Source organism: Enterococcus sp. MSG3299, from assembly GCF_050555765.1.
Classification (GTDB): Bacteria; Bacillota; Bacilli; order Lactobacillales; family Enterococcaceae; genus Enterococcus; species Enterococcus faecalis.
In genome coordinates this window covers 1,549,716-1,574,334 of sequence record NZ_CP187869.1, presented here as the reverse complement: position 1 = coordinate 1,574,334, position 24,619 = coordinate 1,549,716, and the positions used below count along the sequence as shown (strand labels likewise).

Annotated in this window: 19 protein-coding genes and 1 pseudogene; 19 read left to right on the top strand and 1 reads right to left on the bottom strand. The window is 36.3% G+C overall.

Annotated elements, in window-relative coordinates; genetic code table 11:
• Window positions 1-39 precede the first annotated feature (39 nt).
• The 6 genes and pseudogenes from IGL23_RS07750 to sprE all read left to right on the top strand — a co-directional run bounded on the left by IGL23_RS07750 (window position 40) and on the right by sprE (window position 7,976).
• On the top strand, window positions 40-1,998 hold the full coding sequence (locus tag IGL23_RS07750; RefSeq protein ID WP_033594310.1) for an amidase domain-containing protein: 1,959 nt from the start codon (window positions 40-42) through the stop codon (window positions 1,996-1,998).
• 418 nt (window positions 1,999-2,416) lie between these two features.
• Window positions 2,417-3,148 (top strand): response regulator FsrA, encoded by a 732-nt coding sequence (fsrA, locus tag IGL23_RS07745; RefSeq protein WP_011109506.1) that lies wholly within the window; start codon window positions 2,417-2,419, stop codon window positions 3,146-3,148.
• 88 nt (window positions 3,149-3,236) lie between these two features.
• Entirely contained in the window at window positions 3,237-3,965 is a 729-nt protein-coding gene (locus IGL23_RS07740; RefSeq protein ID WP_002377181.1) for an accessory gene regulator AgrB, read from the top strand.
• Window positions 3,962-5,306, top strand: a pseudogene (gene fsrC, locus IGL23_RS07735) (sensor histidine kinase FsrC). The gene IGL23_RS07740 and the pseudogene fsrC overlap by 4 nt, the downstream one beginning before the upstream one ends.
• A gap of 234 nt (window positions 5,307-5,540) precedes the next feature.
• Window positions 5,541-7,073 (top strand): M4 family metallopeptidase coccolysin, encoded by a 1,533-nt coding sequence (gene gelE, locus IGL23_RS07730; protein WP_002379531.1) that lies wholly within the window; start codon window positions 5,541-5,543, stop codon window positions 7,071-7,073.
• 48 nt (window positions 7,074-7,121) lie between these two features.
• Complete coding sequence (gene sprE, locus IGL23_RS07725) at window positions 7,122-7,976, top strand: serine proteinase SprE (RefSeq protein WP_024041544.1); 855 nt, start codon at window positions 7,122-7,124, stop codon at window positions 7,974-7,976.
• Between the two features lie 147 nt (window positions 7,977-8,123).
• Here sprE and IGL23_RS07720 read toward each other — a convergent pair whose 3' ends face one another.
• Window positions 8,124-8,954, bottom strand: coding sequence for an MBL fold metallo-hydrolase (locus tag IGL23_RS07720; protein WP_002369253.1), 831 nt, complete (start codon window positions 8,952-8,954; stop codon window positions 8,124-8,126).
• 391 nt (window positions 8,955-9,345) lie between these two features.
• Here IGL23_RS07720 and IGL23_RS07715 point away from each other — a divergent pair, with 391 nt between their 5' ends.
• From IGL23_RS07715 to IGL23_RS07655, 13 genes are all read left to right on the top strand, one after another.
• Window positions 9,346-10,200 carry a LysR family transcriptional regulator gene (locus IGL23_RS07715; protein ID WP_002408854.1) on the top strand — a complete coding sequence of 285 codons (855 nt, stop codon included), beginning with the start codon at window positions 9,346-9,348 and terminating at the stop codon, window positions 10,198-10,200.
• A gap of 381 nt (window positions 10,201-10,581) precedes the next feature.
• Entirely contained in the window at window positions 10,582-11,970 is a 1,389-nt protein-coding gene (locus IGL23_RS07710; protein WP_430619636.1) for an MFS transporter, read from the top strand.
• Window positions 11,971-12,011: 41 nt separating this feature from the next.
• Window positions 12,012-14,072 (top strand): LTA synthase family protein, encoded by a 2,061-nt coding sequence (locus tag IGL23_RS07705; RefSeq protein ID WP_002381784.1) that lies wholly within the window; start codon window positions 12,012-12,014, stop codon window positions 14,070-14,072.
• A 500-nt stretch (window positions 14,073-14,572) separates the two neighbouring features.
• Window positions 14,573-15,418 (top strand): glycosyltransferase family 8 protein, encoded by an 846-nt coding sequence (locus IGL23_RS07700; protein WP_430619635.1) that lies wholly within the window; start codon window positions 14,573-14,575, stop codon window positions 15,416-15,418.
• Window positions 15,408-16,310: a glycosyltransferase family 8 protein gene (locus IGL23_RS07695; RefSeq protein ID WP_010710277.1), complete on the top strand. Its 903-nt coding sequence runs from the start codon at window positions 15,408-15,410 to the stop codon at window positions 16,308-16,310. The genes IGL23_RS07700 and IGL23_RS07695 overlap by 11 nt, the downstream gene beginning before the upstream one ends.
• A 384-nt stretch (window positions 16,311-16,694) precedes the next feature.
• The gene (locus tag IGL23_RS07690; RefSeq protein WP_002360115.1) at window positions 16,695-17,426 is read left to right on the top strand and encodes a GntR family transcriptional regulator; all 732 of its coding nucleotides are present in this window, start codon (window positions 16,695-16,697) and stop codon (window positions 17,424-17,426) included.
• A gap of 11 nt (window positions 17,427-17,437) precedes the next feature.
• The gene (agaS, locus tag IGL23_RS07685; RefSeq protein ID WP_010824729.1) at window positions 17,438-18,610 is read left to right on the top strand and encodes an SIS domain-containing protein; all 1,173 of its coding nucleotides are present in this window, start codon (window positions 17,438-17,440) and stop codon (window positions 18,608-18,610) included.
• A gap of 22 nt (window positions 18,611-18,632) precedes the next feature.
• The gene (gene lacD, locus IGL23_RS07680) at window positions 18,633-19,628 is read left to right on the top strand and encodes a tagatose-bisphosphate aldolase (RefSeq protein WP_002357245.1); all 996 of its coding nucleotides are present in this window, start codon (window positions 18,633-18,635) and stop codon (window positions 19,626-19,628) included.
• 15 nt (window positions 19,629-19,643) lie between these two features.
• Entirely contained in the window at window positions 19,644-20,585 is a 942-nt protein-coding gene (gene lacC, locus IGL23_RS07675; RefSeq protein ID WP_010820042.1) for a tagatose-6-phosphate kinase, read from the top strand.
• A 32-nt stretch (window positions 20,586-20,617) separates the two neighbouring features.
• Complete coding sequence (locus IGL23_RS07670) at window positions 20,618-22,432, top strand: glycoside hydrolase family 35 protein (RefSeq protein ID WP_025189964.1); 1,815 nt, start codon at window positions 20,618-20,620, stop codon at window positions 22,430-22,432.
• Window positions 22,429-22,908 (top strand): PTS system mannose/fructose/N-acetylgalactosamine-transporter subunit IIB, encoded by a 480-nt coding sequence (locus IGL23_RS07665; protein ID WP_002361968.1) that lies wholly within the window; start codon window positions 22,429-22,431, stop codon window positions 22,906-22,908. The genes IGL23_RS07670 and IGL23_RS07665 overlap by 4 nt, the downstream gene beginning before the upstream one ends.
• Before the next feature lie 13 nt (window positions 22,909-22,921).
• Window positions 22,922-23,821, top strand: a complete 900-nt coding sequence (locus IGL23_RS07660) for a PTS mannose/fructose/sorbose/N-acetylgalactosamine transporter subunit IIC (protein ID WP_002357253.1) — start codon at window positions 22,922-22,924, stop codon at window positions 23,819-23,821.
• A complete protein-coding gene (locus IGL23_RS07655; RefSeq protein ID WP_002357254.1) occupies window positions 23,808-24,617 on the top strand; it encodes a PTS system mannose/fructose/sorbose family transporter subunit IID in 810 nt (269 codons plus the stop codon). Before IGL23_RS07660 ends, IGL23_RS07655 begins: the two co-directional genes overlap by 14 nt.
• Window positions 24,618-24,619: the final 2 nt, after the last annotated feature.

The following is a 24,619-nucleotide window of genomic DNA, read 5'->3' as shown; positions in this document are numbered from 1 at the left end:
GCAAATGCGCAAGTAAGTAATAGGAGAGGATTTTTACGAATGAAAAGAAAGAAAATCAAGAATCAACTACTTGTTTTAACAAGTATTCTCGTTCTTCTAAGTTTGGAAGTCGCTCCAGTTGTTACGTTGGCTGCAGAATTACCAAGTAGCTCGCTACAAACAGCTCTGTCCTCAGCGACGACAATTACTTCGGAAGAAAAAGTAACCGATACAACCGAAACAACTGTTGCTACATCGACAACGTCCACTAGTAGTTCGTCATCTGAATCAAGTAGTTCTACCGATACGACTACCGAATCAACGAGTCAGTCAACGACAGAAACGACAACCACAAATACTAGTTCTGAAACAAAAAAAGAACCTACAGAGCCGACGGTATCATCAGAAATCACGCAGCTTGTTGAACAATCGCAACCACCACAAGTTCCTGTGACCAAGCAAGAACCCGAAGAACCTATTCAAGTTCCTGAAGCCACCAATAACGTTGTTGAAGAAAATCAGGCTGTATCGTTAAATCCGTCCCTCAAAGTAGATGAAATAGCTTCTTCAAATTTAAAAGGCTACGAACTTCCACTGTTGTCGTCTTTTGACGAACAGAAACGGGCAGTTGTGGTGGCTGAAGCATTAAGACACGTTGGGAAAACAAAAAAAGAATTTAATTTGACGGAGCAAGCATTAACCAGTAGTTTCCTTGCCCAAAAAATTTACCAACAATTATTTAAAATAGACATTGGCAGTACGCCGCAAGAACAAATGACATTTGGTAAAGCTCGTTCTATAGAGGAGGCAGAACCTGGTGATCTGATTTTTTGGCAAACAGCTGAAGGAAAAACGCTTCAAAATGGTGTTTATCTTGGCCAAGGAAAATATTTAATTGCCGCAGCGGAAGCGGATTCTAAAGAGAAACCAGAAGTAATCTCTCAGTTAGAGAATATCTATACTGCCAAACAACAACCAGACTCAAAAGAGGAAAAACGCTTGGTAGTGACTAATCCTTTTAAGGAGTTCATATTAACGGAGTATGGCAAAGAAGTTTTAGCAACATATGGTGCGTCATTTGAAATGCAGAAGTCAGAACAAACCACAGCGTTTATTAAAAAAATTGGTGAGACAGCCAGAGAACTTGGCGAAAAATACGATGTTTTTGCATCAGTGATGATAGCTCAGGCTATTTTAGAAAGTGGCTCTGGCGAAAGTCAACTAGCCAAAGAACCTTATTATAATCTCTTTGGCGTGAAAGGTTCGTTCCAAGGAAATAGTGTTAGCTTTTCAACAAAAGAGGCTGATCAGAGGGGCCAACTTTATACAATTTCCGCTGGGTTTCGCGATTACGGCGGCTATAATGACTCACTGCAAGATTATGTTCAATTACTCCGACAAGGGATTGACGGAAATCAAGATTTTTATAAACCAGCGTGGCGTTCGGAAGCCAAAAACTACCTTCAAGCAACGCGTTTTTTAACAGGTAAATATGCAACAGACAAGCAATACGATAATAAATTAAATTCGTTAATTGCGGTGTATAACTTAACGCAATTTGATTTACCAAAAACAGTGGACGGTTTGATTATCCAATCTAAAAATGATCTGTCGGAAGCGGAACAGCAACAAATGCATTTTCCAGTCTATGATGGGATCAATTATAATCGAAGTGGTAGCTATCCCGTGGGCCAGTGTACGTGGTATGTCTATAATCGTTTCAAACAGTTGGGCACTTCTGTGGATGAATTTATGGGAAATGGCAGTGACTGGGGAAGAAAAGGACGTGCATTAGGCTATCAAGTTAGTTCATTGCCTAAAGCTGGTCGTGCGATTAGTTTCCAACCAGGAGTTGCTGGCGCAGATAATCAATATGGACATGTTGCTTTTGTTGAAGCGGTCACTTCTGATGGAATCATTATTTCTGAAAGCAATGTCATCAATGATCAAACGATTTCGTATCGTGTCTTACCTAATGCAATTGCTTATAGTAGTGGCGTGACCTACATTGGCGCTTAAGCGGCTCATTCAACAGGAAGAAGTGTGGATGTTTAAGTAAAAAGTTAGCACAATGATCCATGTGTGAACTAACAAATTAAAATAACCAGAATCGACCAATGAATTGATTTTGTCATGTATAAAATGACAAGAACAGTTTGGCGGTTGATTCTTTGTTTTTCATCAACGAAGAGACAATCGTCCTCATGATTCGTTAGAAAAAGATGAATAGTCCAAAGTACTCTTTCTTGATGCTTTGTTATTTTATGTTTTTGTTTGCAGGAAACTACTGAAATCGCTATACTAAATTTATGTGAATATACTAACAGACAATCAATTTTTTATCTCTTTTATTGGTGTATAAATTGATTGAACATTATAATCATTTGTCTTTTGTTGTGTAATTTTATATCTTCTTGAGAAAGGGATGAGTGAACAAATGGCTATTTATATATTAGAAGACCAAATTATTCAAGCAAAAGCGTTAGAAGTATTGTTAACAAATATCCTACATTCAAGAAATATTTATAATGAAACAATCCATTTATTTTCACGTTCAGATGAATTATTACAAGTGGCACACCAGGACGCCCAACTAAATATCTTTTTCCTAGATATTCAAATGAACAATCATATCCAGGCAGGATTTGAGGTTGCCAAAGAAATCAGAAAAACAGACAGTGAAAGTCTGATTGTATTTATTTCTACTCACACAGAATTAGTTTTAACTTCTTACAAATATATGGTTTCAGCTCTTCAATTTATTCAAAAGAACGTGGATTTTCTAGATTTCCAAAAAGAGGTCGAAACATGTGTCGATGCATATATTCAACAAAAAGAAAATATAAAGACAAAAAGTGAATATATTATCATTAACTTAAAAGCATCCTCTATAAAAATGGATATTAATGATATTTATTTCTTTCAAACGGAATACGATCATCGTGTGTCAATGGTTGGTAAAAATTTTAAAAGAGAATTTTATGGAACGTTATCAAAAATTGAACAACTGCATCCAGATTTGATTAGAGTCCATCAATCAATCATCATCAATAAAAAATATGCGTCAAAATTAAATTATAAAACGCATCTTTTAACTATGAGAGACGGAACGGAAGTACCAGTCTCAAGAAGATATTATACTCAGGTCAAGGCACTATTTCTTACTTAGGGAGGGATAATGACTAATTAAGGAATTATCTATCTATTAGTCGCTATATTCGTTATAATTTAGTGCAATACTTGAAGAGGAGGGCGATATGCTAATCGATTGGATTCTAAAAAATATTATGGATATGGATCAGGAAGATCAATCAGGAAAAACACAATGGACAAAGTATTATCTAACCGTTTATTTTTCTGGCTTATTTAATTTTCTGATGATTCTGATTTTATCAGTTTTATTTGGGACGTTAAGCGAAACCTTTATTGTATACGTCGTACTGATTTTTTTACGGCCTGTCGCAGGTGGCTGGCATGCAAAAACTAAATGGCTCTGTCGTCTAGAAAGCATTGTTATCTATGTCGCCATACCATTTGTATTGAAAAATTCTTCTGTGAGCTTACCGTTTATTTATAAAATTCTATTGATTTGCCTCTTAGTCGTATTATTTTATTGGTATGCGCCACAAGGAACAGCAATTGAACCTGTTCAGCCATCTGATTTAAACGTGCTCAAAAAGCAAAGCCTTATAAGGGTGTGTTTACTTATTTTATGTAGTCTGTTTGTCAAAGAAAAGATTGCTTCAGTAATACTCTACGGTCTCGTCATCCAAGGTCTGATGATACTCCCGGTAACAAAAAATTTAATTGAAGGAAGTGTTTTTATGAAATTTGGTAAAAAAATAATTAAAAATGTTATTGAAAAAAGAGTTGCAAAAGTTAGTGATGGTGTGGGAACTAAGCCTAGATTAAATCAAAATTCGCCCAATATATTTGGACAATGGATGGGACAAACTGAAAAACCTAAAAAGAATATTGAAAAATGATTTTGTCGTTATTAGCTACTAACGTTTTGCTGGCATCTAGCTTTATCGTTTTTGTCTTTTTACGAGTAACATTGATCAAGATTGAATGTAAAATACCGTTACTTTCATTGCTTATTGTCATTAATATTTGTTCGTTTGCGGCATTAATGTTGGGATACTCTTGGTTGATTTATGCGCTGACAGTCGTTATTTTTACAGGATTTTTACTCATTCACAAAAAGAGGTTCTCAATTTTTAAAGCGATATTTTTATCCGTTTTTACATTGCTTATGGTTTCGTTTATCAATTACACGGAGCAAACGATTTTAAGTGTTTTTTTTCAACAGATTTATCAAAATAAATTATTATGGATTGCCTCAAATGTTCTTCTGTTGCTTATAAATATCTGGATTGCTTTAAAAATTCCCAATAGTGTTTTTTTAAGATTAAATCGTGTGTTAGAAAATAGCCGAATTTTTTTTGGTTGTTTACTTTTATTGTTGATTCTGTTGTTACTTTTTGTGTTTTTGATTTCGCCAGAGATTTCACCTGACTTTATGCGAGGATTTGTCACGGTAAATAGTTCTAAATTGGAGTTATTAATAAGTGTAGGTTTATTTTTAATTCTGATTGGCTTAGTCATTGAAGCTTATTTGGAAGAACAACGTATCAACACTCAATTATTGAATAATTTAACGATTTATACTGAAAAAATAGAATCCATTAACGAAGAGCTAGCGATGTTTCGTCATGACTATAAAAATTTATTGTATAGTTTACAAATTGCTATTTCATACGAAGATATTCTGGAAATCAAAAGAATTTATGAAGAAACGATTGCACCAACCAAAAAAATTATTGATAATGAAGAATTTGAACTTATGAAGTTAAATCGTTTGAAAAATATGGAACTTAAGGCACTCATAAGTATGAAAATTAATACCGCAAAGCAAGCAAAACTAAAAGTGATTGTTGATGTGCCAGAAGTATTTATTCTTGATACATCAATCGACTTAGTGGTTGTGATTCGTTTGTTGGCTATTCTATTAGATAACGCGATTGAAAACAGTGCAAAATCAGAATTGAAAATGTTCGCTATCTCAATTTTCAATAAAAATGAAACACAAGAGTTTGTGATAACAAATAGTGTACAAGCCGAATTTGATTTTAAGGTTATGAAGAAAACCAAATTTAGTTCTAAAAGTAACCCAGAAGAGCACGGTTGGGGATTGTTATATGTAAAAGAAATTGTTGATTTTTCAGATCAATTTGATTTGCAAACGTTCTTCAATGAAGGAGCGGTCACTCAACATTTAATTATTGAAAAAAATCATAATAGTAAAAAAAGTTGTTAACGAATGAATTTGTTAACAACTTTTTTGCTATGGTATTGAGTTATGAGGGGCAATACAGGGAAAAATGTCGGCTGATTAAGGAATTTAGATAGTGCCGGTTAGGTAGTTGTCTATAATGAAAATAGCAACAAATATTTACGCAGGGAAAGGGGCGGTCGTTTAACGGGAAAGATTAGGGAGGATAAAGCAATACTTTTGTTGGGAAAAGAAATAAAAGGAAACTGGGGAAGGAGTTAATCGTTTGATGAAGGGAAATAAAATTTTATACATTTTAGGTACAGGCATCTTTGTTGGAAGTTCATGTCTATTTTCTTCACTTTTTGTAGCAGCAGAAGAACAAGTTTATTCAGAAAGTGAAGTTTCAACAGTTTTATCGAAGTTGGAAAAGGAGGCAATTTCTGAGGCAGCTGCTGAACAATATACGGTTGTAGATCGAAAAGAAGATGCGTGGGGGATGAAGCATCTTAAGTTAGAAAAGCAAACGGAAGGCGTTACTGTTGATTCAGATAATGTGATTATTCATTTAGATAAAAACGGTGCAGTAACAAGTGTTACAGGAAATCCAGTTGATCAAGTTGTGAAAATTCAATCGGTTGATGCAATCGGTGAAGAAGGAGTTAAAAAAATTATTGCTTCTGATAATCCAGAAACTAAAGATCTTGTCTTTTTAGCTATTGACAAACGTGTAAATAATGAAGGGCAATTATTTTATAAAGTCAGAGTAACTTCTTCGCCAACTGGTGACCCCGTATCATTGGTTTATAAAGTGAACGCTACAGATGGAACAATTATGGAAAAACAAGATTTAACGGAACATGTCGGTAGTGAAGTAACGTTAAAAAACTCTTTTCAAGTAACGTTTAATGTACCAGTTGAAAAAAGCAATACGGGAATTGCTTTACACGGAACGGATAACACAGGGGTTTACCATGCAGTAGTTGATGGCAAAAATAATTATTCTATTATTCAAGCACCATCACTAGCAGCATTAAATCAGAATGCTGTTGACGCCTATACGCATGGAAAATTTGTGAAAACATATTATGAAGATCATTTCCAACGACACAGTATTGATGATCGAGGGATGCCCATCTTGTCAGTTGTTGATGAACAACATCCAGATGCTTATGACAATGCTTTTTGGGATGGAAAAGCAATGCGTTATGGTGAAACAAGTACACCAACAGGAAAAACGTATGCTTCCTCTTTAGATGTAGTTGGTCATGAAATGACACATGGTGTGACGGAACATACTGCCGGTTTAGAATATTTAGGACAATCAGGTGCCTTGAATGAATCTTATTCTGATTTGATGGGTTATATTATTTCGGGTGCATCTAATCCAGAAATTGGTGCGGATACTCAGAGTGTTGACCGAAAAACAGGTATTCGAAATTTACAAACGCCAAGTAAACACGGACAACCAGAAACCATGGCTCAATACGACGATCGAGCACGATATAAAGGAACGCCTTATTATGATCAAGGCGGTGTTCATTATAACAGTGGAATTATTAATCGGATTGGTTACACCATTATCCAGAACTTAGGCATTGAAAAAGCACAGACTATTTTCTACAGCTCGTTAGTAAATTACTTAACACCTAAAGCACAATTCAGTGATGCTCGTGATGCGATGCTTGCTGCTGCAAAAGTTCAATATGGCGATGAAGCAGCTTCAGTGGTGTCAGCAGCCTTTAACTCTGCTGGAATCGGAGCTAAAGAAGACATTCAGGTAAACCAACCAAGTGAATCTGTTCTAGTCAATGAATAAAAAAAATTCCCCAATTAAATAAAAATGGATAAGGAGTGGCATAATCTTATGAAAAAGTTCTCCATACGAAAAATTAGTGCTGGTTTTTTGTTTCTGATTTTAGTAACTTTGATAGCCGGTTTTAGCTTGTCTGCAAATGCAGAAGAGTATATCGTTCCTGCCGAAAGTCATTCACGACAAAAAAGATCGTTACTGGACCCTGAGGACAGAAGACAAGAAGTGGCAGATACAACCGAAGCGCCTTTTGCGTCAATCGGAAGAATCATTTCCCCTGCCAGTAAACCAGGCTATATTTCTTTAGGAACAGGCTTTGTTGTTGGAACTAATACAATTGTCACCAATAATCATGTGGCTGAAAGTTTTAAGAATGCCAAAGTATTAAATCCGAATGCCAAAGATGATGCTTGGTTTTATCCAGGTCGAGATGGCAGTGCGACACCATTTGGCAAATTCAAAGTGATTGATGTAGCTTTTTCCCCGAATGCGGATATTGCGGTCGTGACTGTCGGCAAACAAAACGATCGTCCTGATGGCCCAGAGTTGGGAGAAATTTTAACGCCATTTGTTTTGAAAAAGTTTGAATCTTCAGATACCCATGTCACAATATCAGGCTATCCAGGTGAGAAAAACCACACGCAATGGTCTCATGAAAATAATTTGTTTACATCTAACTTTACAGACTTAGAAAATCCATTACTATTTTATGATATCGATACAACCGGTGGTCAATCTGGTTCACCAATCTATAATGCTCAGTTTGAAGTAGTTGGTGTTCATTCCAATGGTGGCATTAAGCAAACAGGAAATCATGGTCAAAGACTAAATGAAGTGAATTATAACTTTATTGTTAATCGAGTGAATGAAGAAGAAAATAAACGTTTATCCGCTGTGCCAGCAGCGTAAAGAACCATAAAAATACTCGGAATTTCCAGAATCACGGGAAATTTCGAGTATTTTTGTTTTTTAAGATAGTGTAAGTTACGATAAAAGTACCTTGTAATTATCGGTTAAAAGCATATAATAGTGCTGAAAAGAAGGCAAATAATCCGATTAAGTTAGTATTTCTAAACCATCATAACTCGTAATGATTTCATGCTTTTGAGATAAAGCCGCCATCTCCGCATAAGACAAGCCGCCATTGTGAGAAAAATGGTTGGCAACGTAAATCGTTTTATCTGTGACGAGTTTTCTTTCTTTTAATTCTGCAATTAATTTTAAATTTTCTTCCCAATTCATATGACTATTGCCAGTTTCGTTTGTTTGACTAGTACAATCTAAAGAAACAATACTAAGAAGTAAGTGGCTCTTTTCAAGATATTCAAACATTTCTGACGTAAAGTAACCTGTATCATGGGTGGATAAAAAAGCATCTTTACCATCGTCTATAACGAAAATAAAACAATCTTCACTGAAATTTCCATGTTGTGCAGGAAGGGGATAAATCGTATAGTTCGCAATAGTAAAACATTTGTAGGGCTGAATAACCTGATAATGTAATCGGGTATCGTCTTGACGACCTTCTAAATCAAAGGCGCGCTGATAAAACGTCTTAACTGCTTCATTTCCGTAAACAGTTAAACGATTGGGAATATCTAATGCATAACCAGACATTCGATAAGCCAAATCCTCGCCGTAAAAATGATCGGAATGCCAATGAGAGATTAGTAAAGAGTCAAAGTCTGCAAAACACAAGTCGTACTGCAACAGGTGTAAATAAGAATCCCCTGGAAAATCAATCAGCAGGACATCATCAATAATTAATTGAGTTTGTGTACGAATTTCTCGTCCTTTTTTCTCTCGAGCGTACTTACATAATTTACAATTACAAAAAATTCCTGGAATCCGTTCTGCTGCACCCGTACCTAAATAGTTGATTTTCATTGGGAGTACCTAACCTTTCTTTGACATTCTTCATACTTAGTAGATAACGCTGAACCTTAAAGTAAATGGGCATGGAAACTGAAACATTTGTTGTGTCCATCTTACCTTTTTTAGAAAAGAATTGAAATGGAATTTCTTAAGTAAATTTGCGTAAAATAGAAAAAGCTAGACGCCTTTTTTAATAAGCTGAATTTGTTGCGAATGTTCATGCTATTTCCGAGAAAAAGTTTTACCAAAGGCACTTTCATATCCATCTGCTATTAGTTATAGAAAAATAACAAGATGGACATAGCTTATTAGAGCAAAAATAACTACGCTATTGATAAAGAGTGAGGCGTGTTTTGAACAGGTTACGTGGGCAAATGAATTTGAATAAAAGGGATGACAAAAGATGACTATTGAAAAATTAGAATATTTTTATACCATTGCAAAATATAATAGTATTTCCAAAGCAGCCTCTGAACTCCATGTTAGTAAATCAACCTTAAGTGCGTCATTAAAAGATTTGGAAAGTGAATTGGGCCATTTACTTTTTGACCGTAACGGGAATTCTTTGACGTTAAATTCCTATGGTGATAAAATCGTCCAATCTGTATATATCATTTTAAACGAGGCCAAGAAAATGAAACTTAATCTGCATGAAATGATTGAGAATCCAGTGATGCGTTTAGGTTTTGGAAATACGTCCTTGATGTATAAAGTGACAGAAAATGAGGATCAACTGAATCGTTTTTGGGAATGTTACCATGGTTCATCGTTTGAGTTATTGAATAAATTGGAGAATCATGAGTTGGATTTTGTGATTACTTCTGCAGATGTGAATAGTCCAGTTTTAAAGAAAGAACAATTAATTGAACTAAAAATGTATCTTTGTGTTTCAAGAGAAATTAAACAAGAAATTGAGGAAGAAGGCTTCATCTGTTTGACCAACTATCCATTTCTATTTTTGCCTCATCACTTAGATCATTTAGAAGCTACCAAGAGTGTGCTAGAAATGTTGCAATTAACAAGTCCGCTTGTTTGTTGCTACGATACGTTGATGCTTACTCGTCTCATTGAAAAAAGTAAAGGAGTTTATGCGGTGATCTCTCTTCGGAAAGAACAACTGCAGGAAATTGATTCTAAACTCTTCTTTTTACCGATTGAACGAAAACAAAAATTTTATTTATACCGAAATGTTTCCAGTTCGGTTTTTGTCCAACCTGGTCAAATCAAGGCAACTTTACAAAAGTTGCTAGAGACTTAGCCATTAAAATTACTTTGGAATAGTTACCAAAAATAGCTTTATTCGCTTAGATTTACTTCTGCTGCGGATAAGGCTATTTTTGTTGTTCATTGTTTAAAAGAGATGCTCAATTATGGGGCTGTTCGATATTTCTGAACAGAATGTTCAATTATTTAATAACTTAAGAATCGATAAATCGTATCTGTTACGGTTCAATTTAAAGGGGTTCTGGTGTATAGTTTGGCTATCTAAAGATTTACTTTTTTAAATATAAAATAACTAAATGGCAAGGAATATAAAGAACTGTTGATACGTGAGTACTTGCGATAACTGTGTCGTTAGAAGTTTAAGTGTCATTGTTGCTTTTCCTGTTTTATGTAGTTGCTAGAAAGGACTGTTTTTATGATCGATAGAAAAAAAGTTATTTTGTATACTTGTTGCATGAGTTTGTTTGTAGTGACCATGGATGTTACGGTTGTCAATGTGGCGTTACCATCCATTCAAAGTGATTTTCACACGAATCTGTCTACATTACAGTGGGTAACAGATGGCTACACTTTAATGGTAGCATCCTTATTATTGTTGTCTGGGTCTACAGCAGATCGAATTGGCCGTAAACGAGTCCTTCAATTGGGCTTAGCCTGTTTTGGTTTAGCGTCTTTCCTATGTGGGATTTCGCAAACCCCAGGGCAATTGATCGCGTTTCGCATGTTGCAAGGGATTGGCGGTTCTATGTTAAATCCGGTAGCAATGTCTATTATTACACAGGTATTTACCGAAAAGTTAGAAAGAGCGAAAGCAATTGGCTTGTGGGGCTCTGTTACAGGGATTTCCTTAGGCATGGGCCCGATTATTGGCGGACTAAATGTTTTTTATTTTAGCTGGCGGTATGTCTTTTTTGTAAATGTACCGATCATTGCTGCGGCAATTATCCTTACACAAAAGTTTGTACCTGAGTCAAAAGTAGAGAAAACGGCGAAAAATGATTTTGTTGGTCAAGCATTGATGATTCTTTTTCTATTTAGTTCTATCTATTCCATTATCGGACTACCTAGAAAAGGGCTTTTCGCGCCAGATATTTTAAGTACTGGGATAATCGGCTGTTTAGCCATTGTCATTTTCTTTATTTATGAATATAACATTGACAATCCGTTAATCAACCCGCGTTTCTTTTTATCTATTCCATTTACATCGGCTTCTTTTTTAGCTATTTTTGGCTTTATCATATATAACGGCTATTTATTTTTAAACACGCTATATTTGCAAGAGATGAGAGGCTTCAGCCCGTTGGAAGCTGGCTTATCAACCATTCCTTTGGCTTTTGTTAGTTTTCTTGTTGCACCGAGAGCCGGCGAAATGGTAGGGAGAATAGGGACGAAACGTCCTATTATGCTTTGTGGTATTTCAATGTTGGCTGTTAGCTTTTTACAATTATTTGTAACTAAAACAACGCCTATGATTATTTTATTTGTTATTTATATCTTTTTAGGCATTGGGTTTGGGATGTTAAATTCACCGATTACCATTACAGCGATTGAAGGAATGCCACTTTCTCAGTCAGGAACGGCAGCAGCCATTGCGGTGACATGTAAGCAAATTGGCAATTCTTTAGGTGTTGCGCTACCAAGTCTTTTAATTACAAAGCCTATTACTAGTTCGCTTACTCGAACACCTTTTACAAACGTATGGCTTTTATTTGGATGCTGCGCCATTGCGATTATCTTTTTAAGTTATTTATCCAATTCTCCGCTAGCGAAAAAGTCATTGCGCAGAGTTAGGTTTTATTTTTAACAAATCAAGATTTTTTTGAAGGGAAAGGAAGACAAACTTAGATGAAAAAAATAAATAACCGATTAGGACTCTTTTTATTTTTTGTTTTACTCTTTTGGGCAAAAACGATTCTGGCGTATTACCTAGATTTCTCATTGGGCGTTAAGGGCAGTCTCCAGCGAGAAATTTTATGGTTCAATCCAGTTGCTACTACGCTGTTATTATTTGGTTTTAGTTTGTATTTTAAAAAGCATAAAACATTTATGCTTAGCTTAACTCTTTTAAATGTTTTAAATACATTAATTTTATATTTGAATATTATTTTTTATCGTGAATTCACTGACTTTATTACCATCCAATCTGTTTTTGGCTTTTCAAAAGTTTCAGAAGGAATTTCTGGTGATTTACTTGCCTTAATGAGGGTCCACGATGTCTTTTATTGGCTAGATACTTTAGTGCTGCTCGTTTTGGTATTTTACTCTTTTAAACAGCGACGGAATCATCAAGTCTTTATGACTAAACCTATCAACAGAAGATTGGCGATCTCAATTAGTTGTTTAAGTGTCTTGCTCTTTTCGGTTAACTTATTTTTAAGCGAAACCGATCGTCCTCAATTGCTTCAAAGAATTTTTGATCGTAATTATATTGTAAAATATCTTGGCTTGGATGCATTCACAGCCATCGATGGTGTCAAAACAGCCATGTCAAATGAGGTAAGAGCAGAAGCTAGTTCAAACGAATTACCTGAAATCATGAAATTTACCAAGCAAAACAATTTACCGCTTAATCCGCAGTATGCCGGGATTGCCAAAGGAAAAAATGTATTTGTGATTCATTTAGAAAGTTTTCAACAATTTTTGATTAATATGAAAGTCCAAGGCCAAGAGGTTACACCGTTTTTAAATCAGCTCTATCAAAACAAAGCGACAATCAGTTTTGATAATTTCTTTCATGAAGTAGGGCAAGGAAAAACGAGTGATGCGGAGAACATGTTAGAAACAGGAACATTCGGGCTCCCGCAAGGCTCTCTTTTTACACAATTAGGATCAGACAATACTTTCGAAGCGGCTCCCGCTGTTTTAGGACAAAAAGGCTATACAACCGCTGTTTTCCATGGAAATGTGGGGAGTTTTTGGAATCGAGACCATGTGTATAAAAACTTAGGTTATCAATACTTTTTTGATCGGTCATATTTTTCAAAAGATGACAAAATGCTAGGTTACGGTATTTTAGATAAACAATTGTTGCGTGAATCAGCTAGTGAGCTTGAACATTTACAGCAGCCATTCTATGCGAAGTTTTTAACTGTGACCAATCATACCCCTTATTACACGGATGACCAAAACTTCCCGTTTCCTAAATTGAACACAGGCAATTCGATTGTGGATGATTATGTTCGAACAGCGCACTATTTGGATCAATCGCTAGAACAATTTTTCCATTACTTGCAAACAACAAGTTTATACAATCATTCTATTTTTGTTATTTATGGTGACCACTTCGGTATTTCAGATGCGAACAACAAGGACTTATGTAAAGCCTTCAACCGCGATCCAAAAACGTGGACAAACTATGACAATGCGCAATTGCAAAGAGTACCTTTGATGTTTTACATGCCAGGCTATACGCAAGGGAAAATCATGCACGAATATGGTGGGGAAATTGACGTTTTACCGACACTGTACCATCTTTTAGGTGTCGATGATAAAAATTATATCCATTTTGGCACGGACCTTTTATCTCCTCAATATAAACAAGTGGTTCCTTTTAGAAATGGCGATTTTGTAACGCCTCAATTTTCTTATCTAGGTGGGGAAATCTACAATAATCAAGGAAAAAAATTAGACCAAGTTCCAGCAGATTTAAAAGCAGAAGTCACGAAAGATAACGATTGGGTGAAAAAATCGTTAAGTTTATCTGACAAATTAAATCAGGAAAACCTTTTACGTTTTTATAAACCACAAGGATTCCAAGAAGTGCAACCAAAGGACTACAACTATGATGTGGCTTTTGAAAAAAACAAAGTCTTAGAAGTAGAAAAACAAAAAAATGCACAATCAACTAGCTTGTTTAGTCAAAATGGCAATCAAACGACAGTCCAAAATTATCCGACTACGCCATAGATCATTTAAGAAGGATAACTTTTGGAAGGGAAAGAGAATCATATATGAAGTGAAGGAGGTCAGGACAGAACCGTTTATTTTCGAAGGAATTGGTTCTGTTCTCGCCATTTATCAGGTTTTGAGCCTGGAACAAAAATCCAAAGTGATTTTTGTCCCAGGCTTTTTCGCTCTTTTATTGAGTAAGAAGTCAGTTTAGAATTTATATTGAGTTTCGCTGTACATTTTAAAATTACCATCAACAGAAAATACAACAGGCGGATTTCTAGATAAAAAAATTAGTAAAACAAGTATTAAATAAATAGTATTTTTGAGGATAAAGTAAGAGAAATGTTGTTTTTTTAATAGTTGTTAACGGAAAACAAAATTATTTTATAGCCATAAAATATATTTTTATTATAATTATATTATAAAATAATGAGCATATGATTTGCAGATAAGTTTTTCAGGGCCTATTCTGAATAGGAACTTAGCTATAAAAATAAAAGAGGAGAGTGGTTTTGATGAGAAAAAATCAGAAGATTGTGCCAATTGTGACAGCTTCAGACGAAAATTATGCTCCTTATTTGAATGTAATGATGACAACTGTTTTAGAAAATTGTCATGCGGAGAGACCTGTTCATTTTTATGTGATTGATGATGGGCTGTCGCTATCTAGCAAAAAAGCACTCCGAGAAACGGTTAGTAGTAACTCACAAAGTACGACTGTTGAATTTCTAACAGCAGACAAAGAAGTTTATCAAAATTTTTTAGTGAGTGATCATATTACAACGACCGCTTACTTACGCATTTCTTTACCGTCACTTTTACAAAAATATAGCTATAAAAAGGTTCTTTATTTAGATGCAGATACGCTTGTTCTAGATGATATTGTCCAGTTGTATGATACGCCATTAGTGAACCAAACGATTGGTGCGGTTATTGATCCTGGTCAAGCATATGCCTTGAAACGTTTGGGCATCCATTCCTCCGATTATTATTTTAATTCAGGAGTCATGATTATTGATATTGACCGATGGAACGAGAAAGCAATCACGCAAAAAACAATTCAGTATCTAGAAGAAAATGAGGACCGCATAGTTTATCATGATCAAGATGCTTTAAACGCCGTTCTTTATGAAGATTGGCTAGCTTTAGAACCAAGATGGAATATGCAGACGTCTTTAGTTTTTAATCGTCATGAAGCGCCTAATGAGGCTTACCAAAAATTATATGCAGCGGGAAATCAAGAGCCAGCGATTATTCATTTTACTGGTCACGATAAACCCTGGAATACGTTAGAAAATCATCCTTATACAGCTCTTTATCTAAACAAGTTAAAGAAAGTAGGTGCAAGAAATGGAAAATAGAAAAGAATTAGCGATTGTCTCCTGTTGCAATACCAACTTTGTACCGCATCTTGCTGCTATGTTTGTTTCAATTTTAGAAAATAGTCCTTCAGCGGCAGCTGTTCATTTTTATGTGATTGATGACAATATCAATTTTGAAAGCAAGCAACTACTGTATTTTACGATTAAACATACCCAAATCAATGCAGAGTTAACATTTTTAAAAATCAACCCCCATTTTTTCAAAAATGTTGTAACCAGTGAACGAATTCCCAAAACAGCTTACTACAGGATTGCTATTCCAGAGCTGTTTAGAGGAAGCCAGATCGAACGGCTGTTGTATATGGATTGTGACATGATTGCCTTAGATGATGTCGCAAAATTATGGACAGTTGATTTAGGTGAAAATATCATCGCAGCTGTTGAAGATGCAGGGTTCCATCAACGTTTGGAAAAAATGGCGATTCCTGCAGAATCTATGTGTTATTTTAACTCAGGCTTGTTGCTAATCGATGTTAAAAAATGGTTGAATTTAGATGTAACCACTAAAGTCTTAAGATTTATTGAAGAAAATCCAGATAAATTACGTTTCCATGATCAAGATGCATTGAATGCGGTTTTACACGACCGTTGGACCTTGTTGCATCCTAAGTGGAACGCCCAAGGCTATATTCTATCAAAAGCAAAAAAACATCCGACTATTTATGGAGAAAGACAATATGAAGAAACGAGAAGAGCACCATCCATTATCCACTTTACTGGCCATGTCAAACCTTGGACGAAAGAATTTCAGTGGTATACCAAGCGTTATTATGATCAATATGCGAACAGGACGGCCTTTCGTTGTGTCAACACATTCAATCAATATTTATCTTATACGAAAATTAGCAGAAGGATTGAATATGCTCAATAATGAATATTGTCATGGATTTCGTAAAATCAGTTACTTGTTAGTTGTTGCCAGAACCAAACAATAGAAAGGAAGAAGTCGGGATAGAACTGTTTTTCAGATTTTGAGTATGAGACAAAAATCTAAAGTGATTTTTGTCTCATACTCTTTTTTGTCTATTTAAAATAAAGCCAGCAACTGGTATCATATTTAAGGATGGTTTTTTATAAAAAATGATTTCTTTAGGAAAAAAATATTACAATAAAGAAAAATAAAAAAATGTAAACGTTGTCATTTCAAGGTTATAGCGGTATGAAGATATTTATTAATACTTTTTATTGACAAAATAAAAAAAACCACCGTACTATTGGTTTGTGGTTATAACCAGTTAGGGTAAAGGAGAAAGTTATGGAAAATGCCTTTAAAAACAAAGCTTTGTATCATCAACTTGTTGATTTGCTGCAGGAACGAATCGAAACATGCATGATTCCTCATGACAAGTTGCCCTCTGAACGTGAATTGACTGCACAATATGGAGTGAGTCGGACGACGGTCCGGTTAGCGCTACAAGAACTAGAAAATAGAGGTTCCATCTATCGTCGTCATGGCAAAGGAACATTTGTTTCAGATATAAAAAAAGAGGCCGCTGATTTAGCTGGCGCATATAGTTTTACAGAACAAATGAAAGGGCTGGGTCGAAAACCACATACCCGTATATTATCCTTCGAAAAATTGGAAGCGGATAAATTTATTTGTCAGCATTTGAATCTTTCGTTAGGAGAGGCAGTTTTTAAATTAAGTCGGTTACGGATTGCTGATAACGAGCCATTAATGGTTGAAGACACATACTTGCCTGTGAAATTTTTCTTATCACTCACGGATCAATTACTACGTAGCAAGCCATTATATGATCTATTTTCGGAAGATTTTAAGCAAACCGTTCGTTTAGCTGATGAAGAATTATACGCTAGCATTGCGTCAAAAGAAGATGCCAAATTATTGATGATTCCAGAAGGAGCGCCAGTCCTTCATTTAGCACGCCAGACATATAACATGAAAAATGAAATTATTGAATTTACGTTGAGTGTGGCGCGAGCAGATCAATTTCATTATCAGATACGCCATATTCGGAATAGTTAGGAGAGTTAAGTATGTTTACAGCAGAAAAAGAAGAACTAGAACAACTAGGAGCGGAAATCACGACACGTGAAATTCGTCAGCAACCTGAGCTTTGGCAAGAAACCGTGACACTTTATCATGAAAATCAAACAGCTTTGGAAAACTTTTTAAAAGAAGTCCAAGCCAAAGCGCAAGGAAAACGCACAAGAGTAATTTTTACAGGAGCAGGGACTTCGCAATATGTCGGTGATACGGTTGTACCTTATCTCCGAGCACACGGCGAAACACAAGCCTTTTCATTCGAAAGTATTGGGACAACGGATATTGTGGCCAAACCAGAAGATTATCTGATTAAAGACGAACCAACATTGTTAGTTTCGTTTGCAAGAAGTGGAAATAGTCCTGAAAGTTTAGCGGCAGTTGAAGTAGCTAATCAAGTGGTTGAAACAATTCATCATTTAGCGATCACTTGTGCCGAAGAAGGACAACTGGCACAAATAAGCCAAAAAGAAGAAAACAGCTTTTTATTCTTAATGCCAACACGTTCCAATGATGGTGGTTTTGCGATGACTGGTAGCTTTTCTTGCATGACCTTGGGTACATTACTACTCTTTGATCAAACAGCCTTTGAGCAAAAACAAGATTATGTAACCGCTCTAATTAAATTAGGTGAAGAAGTGCTATCCCGTGAAGAAGAATTAAATGAAATTGTTAACCTTGATTTTGAACGCATTGTTTATGTTGGTTCTGGAAGTTTAGCTGGTTTGACAAGAGAAGCGCAATTAAAAATCTTAGAACTAACAGCCGGCAAAGTTGCCACAATTTTTGACTCTTCTATGGGCTTCCGTCATGGACCAAAATCATTTATTAATGAAAAAACAATAATGTTTGGTTTTGTTAATAATACACCATACACAAGAGATTATGATTTGGATATCTTAGAAGAAGTTCACGGTGACGAAATTGCGGCGGGTGTTTTTGCGATTGCTCAACCTGGCAAACGTAATTTCTCAGGTTCAACTATTGAATATTCCGCAGAAACTGCTCTATTACCTGATGGCTATTTAGCATTAGCAGATATCATGGTAGCCCAAACAGTCGCACTTTTAACATCTATTAAAGTTGGAAATAAACCGGATACCCCTTCACCGACAGGTACAGTGAATCGTGTGGTTAAAGGCGTAACGATTTATGACTATAAATAATACAACATTTGGAGGAGGAACTATGCTTACGTTAACAGCTGGAAAAAAAGCGGCAATGGATCGTTTGTCAACCCAAGAAGGAATCATTAGCGCGTTGGCCATTGATCAACGAGGTGCCTTGAAAAAAATGATCAAAGCACTAGATGTAGAGCCAACTGATGCACAAATTGAAACGTTTAAAGAATTAGTCTCGAAAGAATTGACACCTTATGCGTCTGCCATTTTATTGGATCCAGAATATGGATTGCCTGCTGCAAAAGCACGCGATACCGAGGCTGGATTGTTACTCGCTTATGAAAAAACGGGCTATGATGCAACAACTCCGGGACGATTGCCTGATTTACTAGCAGATTGGTCTGTTTTACGCTTGAAAGAAGAAGGCGCAGATGCGATTAAATTTTTACTATACTATGATGTGGATGAGGATCCAGAAATCAATCATCAAAAACATGTATTTATTGAACGCTTAGGGAGTGAATGTGCAGAAGAAGACCTACCATTTTACTTAGAATTAGTTTCTTACGATGCACAAATAGCAGATGCGACTTCTTTAGAATATGCAAAAGTTAAACCGCATAAAGTGAATGAAATGATGAAAGAATTTTCTAAACCCCAATATAAAGTAGATGTATTGAAAGTGGAAGTTCCAGTTAATATGAATTTTGTAGAAGGTTTTGCGCCGGCTGAAACAGCGTATACAAAAGAGGAAGCGGCGAATTATTTCTTAGAACAAAGTCAAGCCACTGATTTACCATTTATCTTTTTAAGTGCCGGTGTCTCAACAGAGCTATTCCAAGAAACACTACGTTTCGCTAAAGAAGCTGGTTCAACATTTAATGGTGTTTTATGTGGCCGTGCTACGTGGAAAAATGGCGTGAAACCTTTCGTTGAAGCAGGAGAAACTGCGGCTTGTGATTGGTTAAAAACAGAAGGCCGAGAAAACATTGAAAGTTTAAATGAAGTCATCGCGGCAACCGCCAGCTCTTGGCATGCAAAAGTTCAAGTAAACGAAGGGTAATTGGGAGGCATAGCTGTGATAGTAACAGTAACAATGAATCCGTCAATTGATATCTCCTACCTATTAGATCATCTAAAGCTTGATACCGTTAATCGGACCAGTCAGGTGACCAAAACCCCTGGTGGCAAAGGATTAAATGTCACTCGTGTCATTCATGATTTAGGTGGAGATGTTATCGCTACCGGCGTTCTTGGTGGTTTTCATGGGGCGTTTATTGCAAACGAGTTAAAGAAAGCAAACATCCCCCAAGCATTTACGTCAATCAAAGAAGAAACGCGTGATTCGATTGCGATTTTGCACGAAGGGAATCAAACTGAAATTTTAGAAGCTGGACCGACTGTTTCCCCAGAAGAAATCAGTAACTTCCTTGAAAATTTCGATCAATTAATTAAGCAAGCAGAAATTGTCACAATTTCTGGCAGTTTAGCGAAAGGATTACCATCAGATTTTTATCAAGAATTAGTTCAAAAAGCTCAAGCACAAGAGGTTAAAGTGCTACTAGATACTTCTGGTGATAGTTTAAGGCAAGTTCTTCAAGGACCATGGAAACCGTATTTAATTAAACCTAATTTAGAGGAACTAGAAGGATTGCTAGAGCAAAATTTTTCAGAAAATCCATTAGCAGCTGTACAAACAGCTTTAACAAAACCAATGTTTGCTGGAATTGAATGGATTGTCGTATCTTTAGGAAAAGATGGTGCAATTGCCAAACATCAAGATCAGTTCTATCGTGTAAAAATTCCAACGATTCAAGCTAAAAATCCTGTTGGTTCAGGAGATGCAACCATTGCTGGTCTTGCATATGGACTAGCGAAGGATGCCCCAGCTGCCGAACTGCTAAAATGGGGCATGGCGGCTGGAATGGCTAATGCCCAAGAAAGAATGACTGGGCATGTAGACGTAGAGAACGTGAAGAAACATCTTATGAACATCCAAGTAGTTGAAATTGCTAAATAAAGAGCTTTCTTTATTTAGCAATTATCAAGCAATTGAAAGCGTTTACTAGAAAGGGTGACAATGTGGACAGATTTGAAATTAAAGAGGAGTTTCTTTTAAATGGTCAACCATTTAAAATTTTATCAGGCGCCATTCATTATTTTCGTGTAGATCCCTCAGATTGGCATCATTCACTTTATAACTTGAAAGCTTTAGGCTTCAATACAGTTGAGACATATGTACCATGGAATTTACATGAACCGCAAAAAGGAACATTTCATTTTGAGGGAATATTAGATTTGGAGCGCTTTTTAAAATTAGCACAAGAACTTGGACTATATGCGATTGTGCGGCCGTCTCCTTATATTTGTGCAGAATGGGAGTTTGGCGGTTTTCCAGCCTGGCTATTAAATGAACCAGGACGAATGCGTTCGAATAATCCAACCTATCTGAAGCATGTTGCGGAATATTATGATGTTTTAATGGAAAAAATTGTTCCGCATCAACTTGCTAACGGTGGCAATATTTTAATGATTCAAATCGAAAACGAATATGGTTCATTTGGCGAAGAAAAAGCGTATTTACGGGCGATTCGCGATTTGATGATTGCACGTGGCGTGACAGCACCATTTTTTACTTCTGACGGGCCATGGCGCGCAACATTGCGTGCAGGCAGCATGATTGAAGATGATATTTTAGTAACTGGGAATTTTGGCTCAAAAGCCAAAGAAAATTTCGTTATGATGCAAGCCTTTTTTGAAGAACATGGTAAAAAATGGCCGCTAATGTGTATGGAATTTTGGGATGGCTGGTTTAATCGTTGGAAAGAGCCAATTATTAAACGAGATCCGCAAGAATTGGCTGAATCAGTTAGAGAAGCATTAGCATTAGGCAGTATCAACTTATATATGTTTCATGGCGGCACCAATTTTGGGTTTATGAATGGCTGCTCCGCACGAGGAACCATTGATTTACCACAAATCACTTCCTATGATTATGATGCGCCACTGGATGAACAAGGGAACCCAACCGAAAAGTATTTCGCCTTACAAAAAATGCTTCACGAAGAGTACCCTGCGTTACCACAAGCTGAACCATTAGTAAAAGATTCTTTTGCGCAAACAGCAATTCCTTTAACCAACAAAGTGAGTTTGTTTGCGACTTTAGAAACGATTAGTCAGCCAGTGGTCAGCGTTTATCCGCAAACCATGGAACAATTAGGACAAAATACCGGCTATCTTCTTTACCGAACAAGCATTGAAAAAGATGCTGCAGAAGAGAAGCTAAGAGTGATTGACGGTCGTGATCGTCTGCAATTATTTGTCAATCAGATACATCAAGCAACGCAATATCAAACGGAAATTGGTGAAGATATTTACGTTACACTGCCGCAAGAGAATAATCAAATCGATGTTTTAATGGAAAATATGGGTCGTGTCAATTACGGGCATAAACTATTTGCAGATACTCAGAAAAAAGGGATTCGAACGGGTGTCATGGCAGATTTACATTTTATGACGCAATGGCAACAATATTGTTTACCTATGACAAGCTGTGAACAGGTAGACTATTCAAGAGAATGGCAACCTGATCAACCAAGCTTTTACCAGTATCATATGGAGTTAGCAGAAGTGAAAGATACATTTATTGATGTTTCTAAATTCGGCAAAGGAATTGTTTTTGTTAACCAAACCAATCTTGGTCGTTTCTGGAATGTTGGTCCGACGCTTTCCTTATATATTCCCAAAGGATTATTAAAAGAAGGGCAAAATGAGATCGTCATTTTTGAAACGGAAGGAACGTACCAACCAGAAATTCAGTTAGTAAAAGAACCACTATATAAAGAAATGAAAGAGGGATTACAATGAGTATTATTGGCGTAAGAATTGATGGACGTTTGATTCATGGACAAGTGGCAAATTTATGGGCGACAAAATTGAATATTTCCAGAATTATGGTCGTTGATGATGAGGTTGCAGGGAATGCCATTGAAAAAAGTGGCTTGAAATTAGCAACACCAGCTGGCGTGAAACTAAGCGTGTTACCAGTTGAAAAAGCTGCTCAAAATATTTTAGCAGGAAAATACGACTCACAACGTTTACTAATTGTGGTACGGAAACCAGATCGTTTATTAAAACTAGTAGAACTTGGGGTGCCGATTAAAGAAATCAATGTTGGGAACATGTCTCAAACAAACGAAACACGGTCGATTACTAAGTCAATCAATGTGGTCGATCAAGATATTGAGGTTTTTAAAGAGTTAAATGCTAAAGGTGTCCATCTGATTGCTCAAATGGTGCCAAGTGACAAAGCGGAAGACTTTATGAGTTTGATAACAAAATAGGAGGGAACAAAAAATGAATATCTTATGGTGGCAGATCTTATTATTAACATTATATGCAGGATACCAAATTTTAGATGAATTACAAATTTATTCTTCATTAAGTGCGCCAGTGTTTGCAGGTCTTTTTGCAGGATTAGTGATGGGGGATATTAAAGCAGGACTTATTATTGGTGGAAGTATGCAATTAACTGTATTAGGAGTTGGGACTTTCGGGGGTGCCTCCAAAATTGATGCTAACTCAGGTACGATTCTTGCCACAGCATTTTCTGTGTCTTTAGGAATGAACCCTGAACAAGCAATCGCTGCTATTGCAGTTCCAGTTGCTAGTTTAATGATTCAATTAGACATTTTGGCTCGTTTTGCGAATACCTACTTTGCACATCGGATTGATAAAATGGTCGAAGATATGAACTACAAAGGAATTGAACGTAACTTCTTAATGGGTGCCTTACCTTGGTCTCTTTCTCGAATGATTCCAGTCTTCTTAGCACTTGCTTTTGGTGGTGGTTTAGTACAAAAAGTTGTATCTGTCCTAAATGGCGATTTGAAATGGTTAGGTGATGGCTTGTCTGTTGCTGGGGCGGTCTTACCAGCGGTCGGTTTTGCAATTTTACTACGTTACTTACCAGTGAAAAAACATTTCCCTTATTTAATTCTTGGTTTCACTGTAACTGCTTTACTAGGAACAATCTTTACAAACATGCAACTTTTAGGAACATCTGTTGCGAGCGTTGTGAAAGACTTCAGTGGTGTATTTAACGCACTACCAATGTTAGCAGTCGCTTTAATTGGTTTCGCTTTAGCCGCAATTAGCTACAAAAATGGCCAAATGATTCCGAGTGGGCCAGCAGCCAAAAAAGAACATGCAGCGAATGATTCAGACGAAGGAGAGATTGAAGATGACGAAATCTAATTATAAATTGACGAAAGAAGATTTTAAACAAATTAATCGCAGAAGCTTGTTTACTTTCCAATTAGGTTGGAACTACGAAAGAATGCAAGGATCAGGTTACTTGTATACGATTTTGCCACAATTGCGTAAAATTTATGGGGATGATACGCCTGAATTAAAAGAAGTGATGAAAACACACACGCAATTTTTCAATACTTCAAACTTCTTTAATACGATTATTACAGGGATCGATTTGGCCATTGAAGAAAAAGAAGGCATTGCTGGAAAACAAACAGTTTCAGGTTTGAAAACTGGTTTAATGGGACCGTTTGCAGCAATTGGGGATTCAATTTTCGCAGCTTTAATTCCAACTATTTTTGGGGCGCTAGCTGCTAACATGGCGATTAATGGTAACCCAACTGGTATCTTTATCTGGATTGTTGCTCAAATTGCCGTGATGGTCTTCCGTTGGAAACAATTGGAATTTGCGTATCGCGAAGGAATTTCTTTGGTAACAACTATGCAACACCGCTTAACTGCCTTAACAGATGCTGCAACTTTACTAGGGGTCTTCATGGTTGGCGCTTTAGTGGCAACGATGGTTAATGTCAAACTATCATGGGCACCAAGTATTGGGGATGTAACACTTAACATGCAAAATAACTTGGATATGATTTTACCACGTCTACTTCCTGCAGGAATTGTCGGTGGCGTTTATTGGATGCTAGGTAAAAAGAATATGACGTCTACTAAAGCCATTTTTATCGTATTAATTGTCTGTGTCGCATTGTCTGCGTTAGGTGTTATTTCAAAATAAGT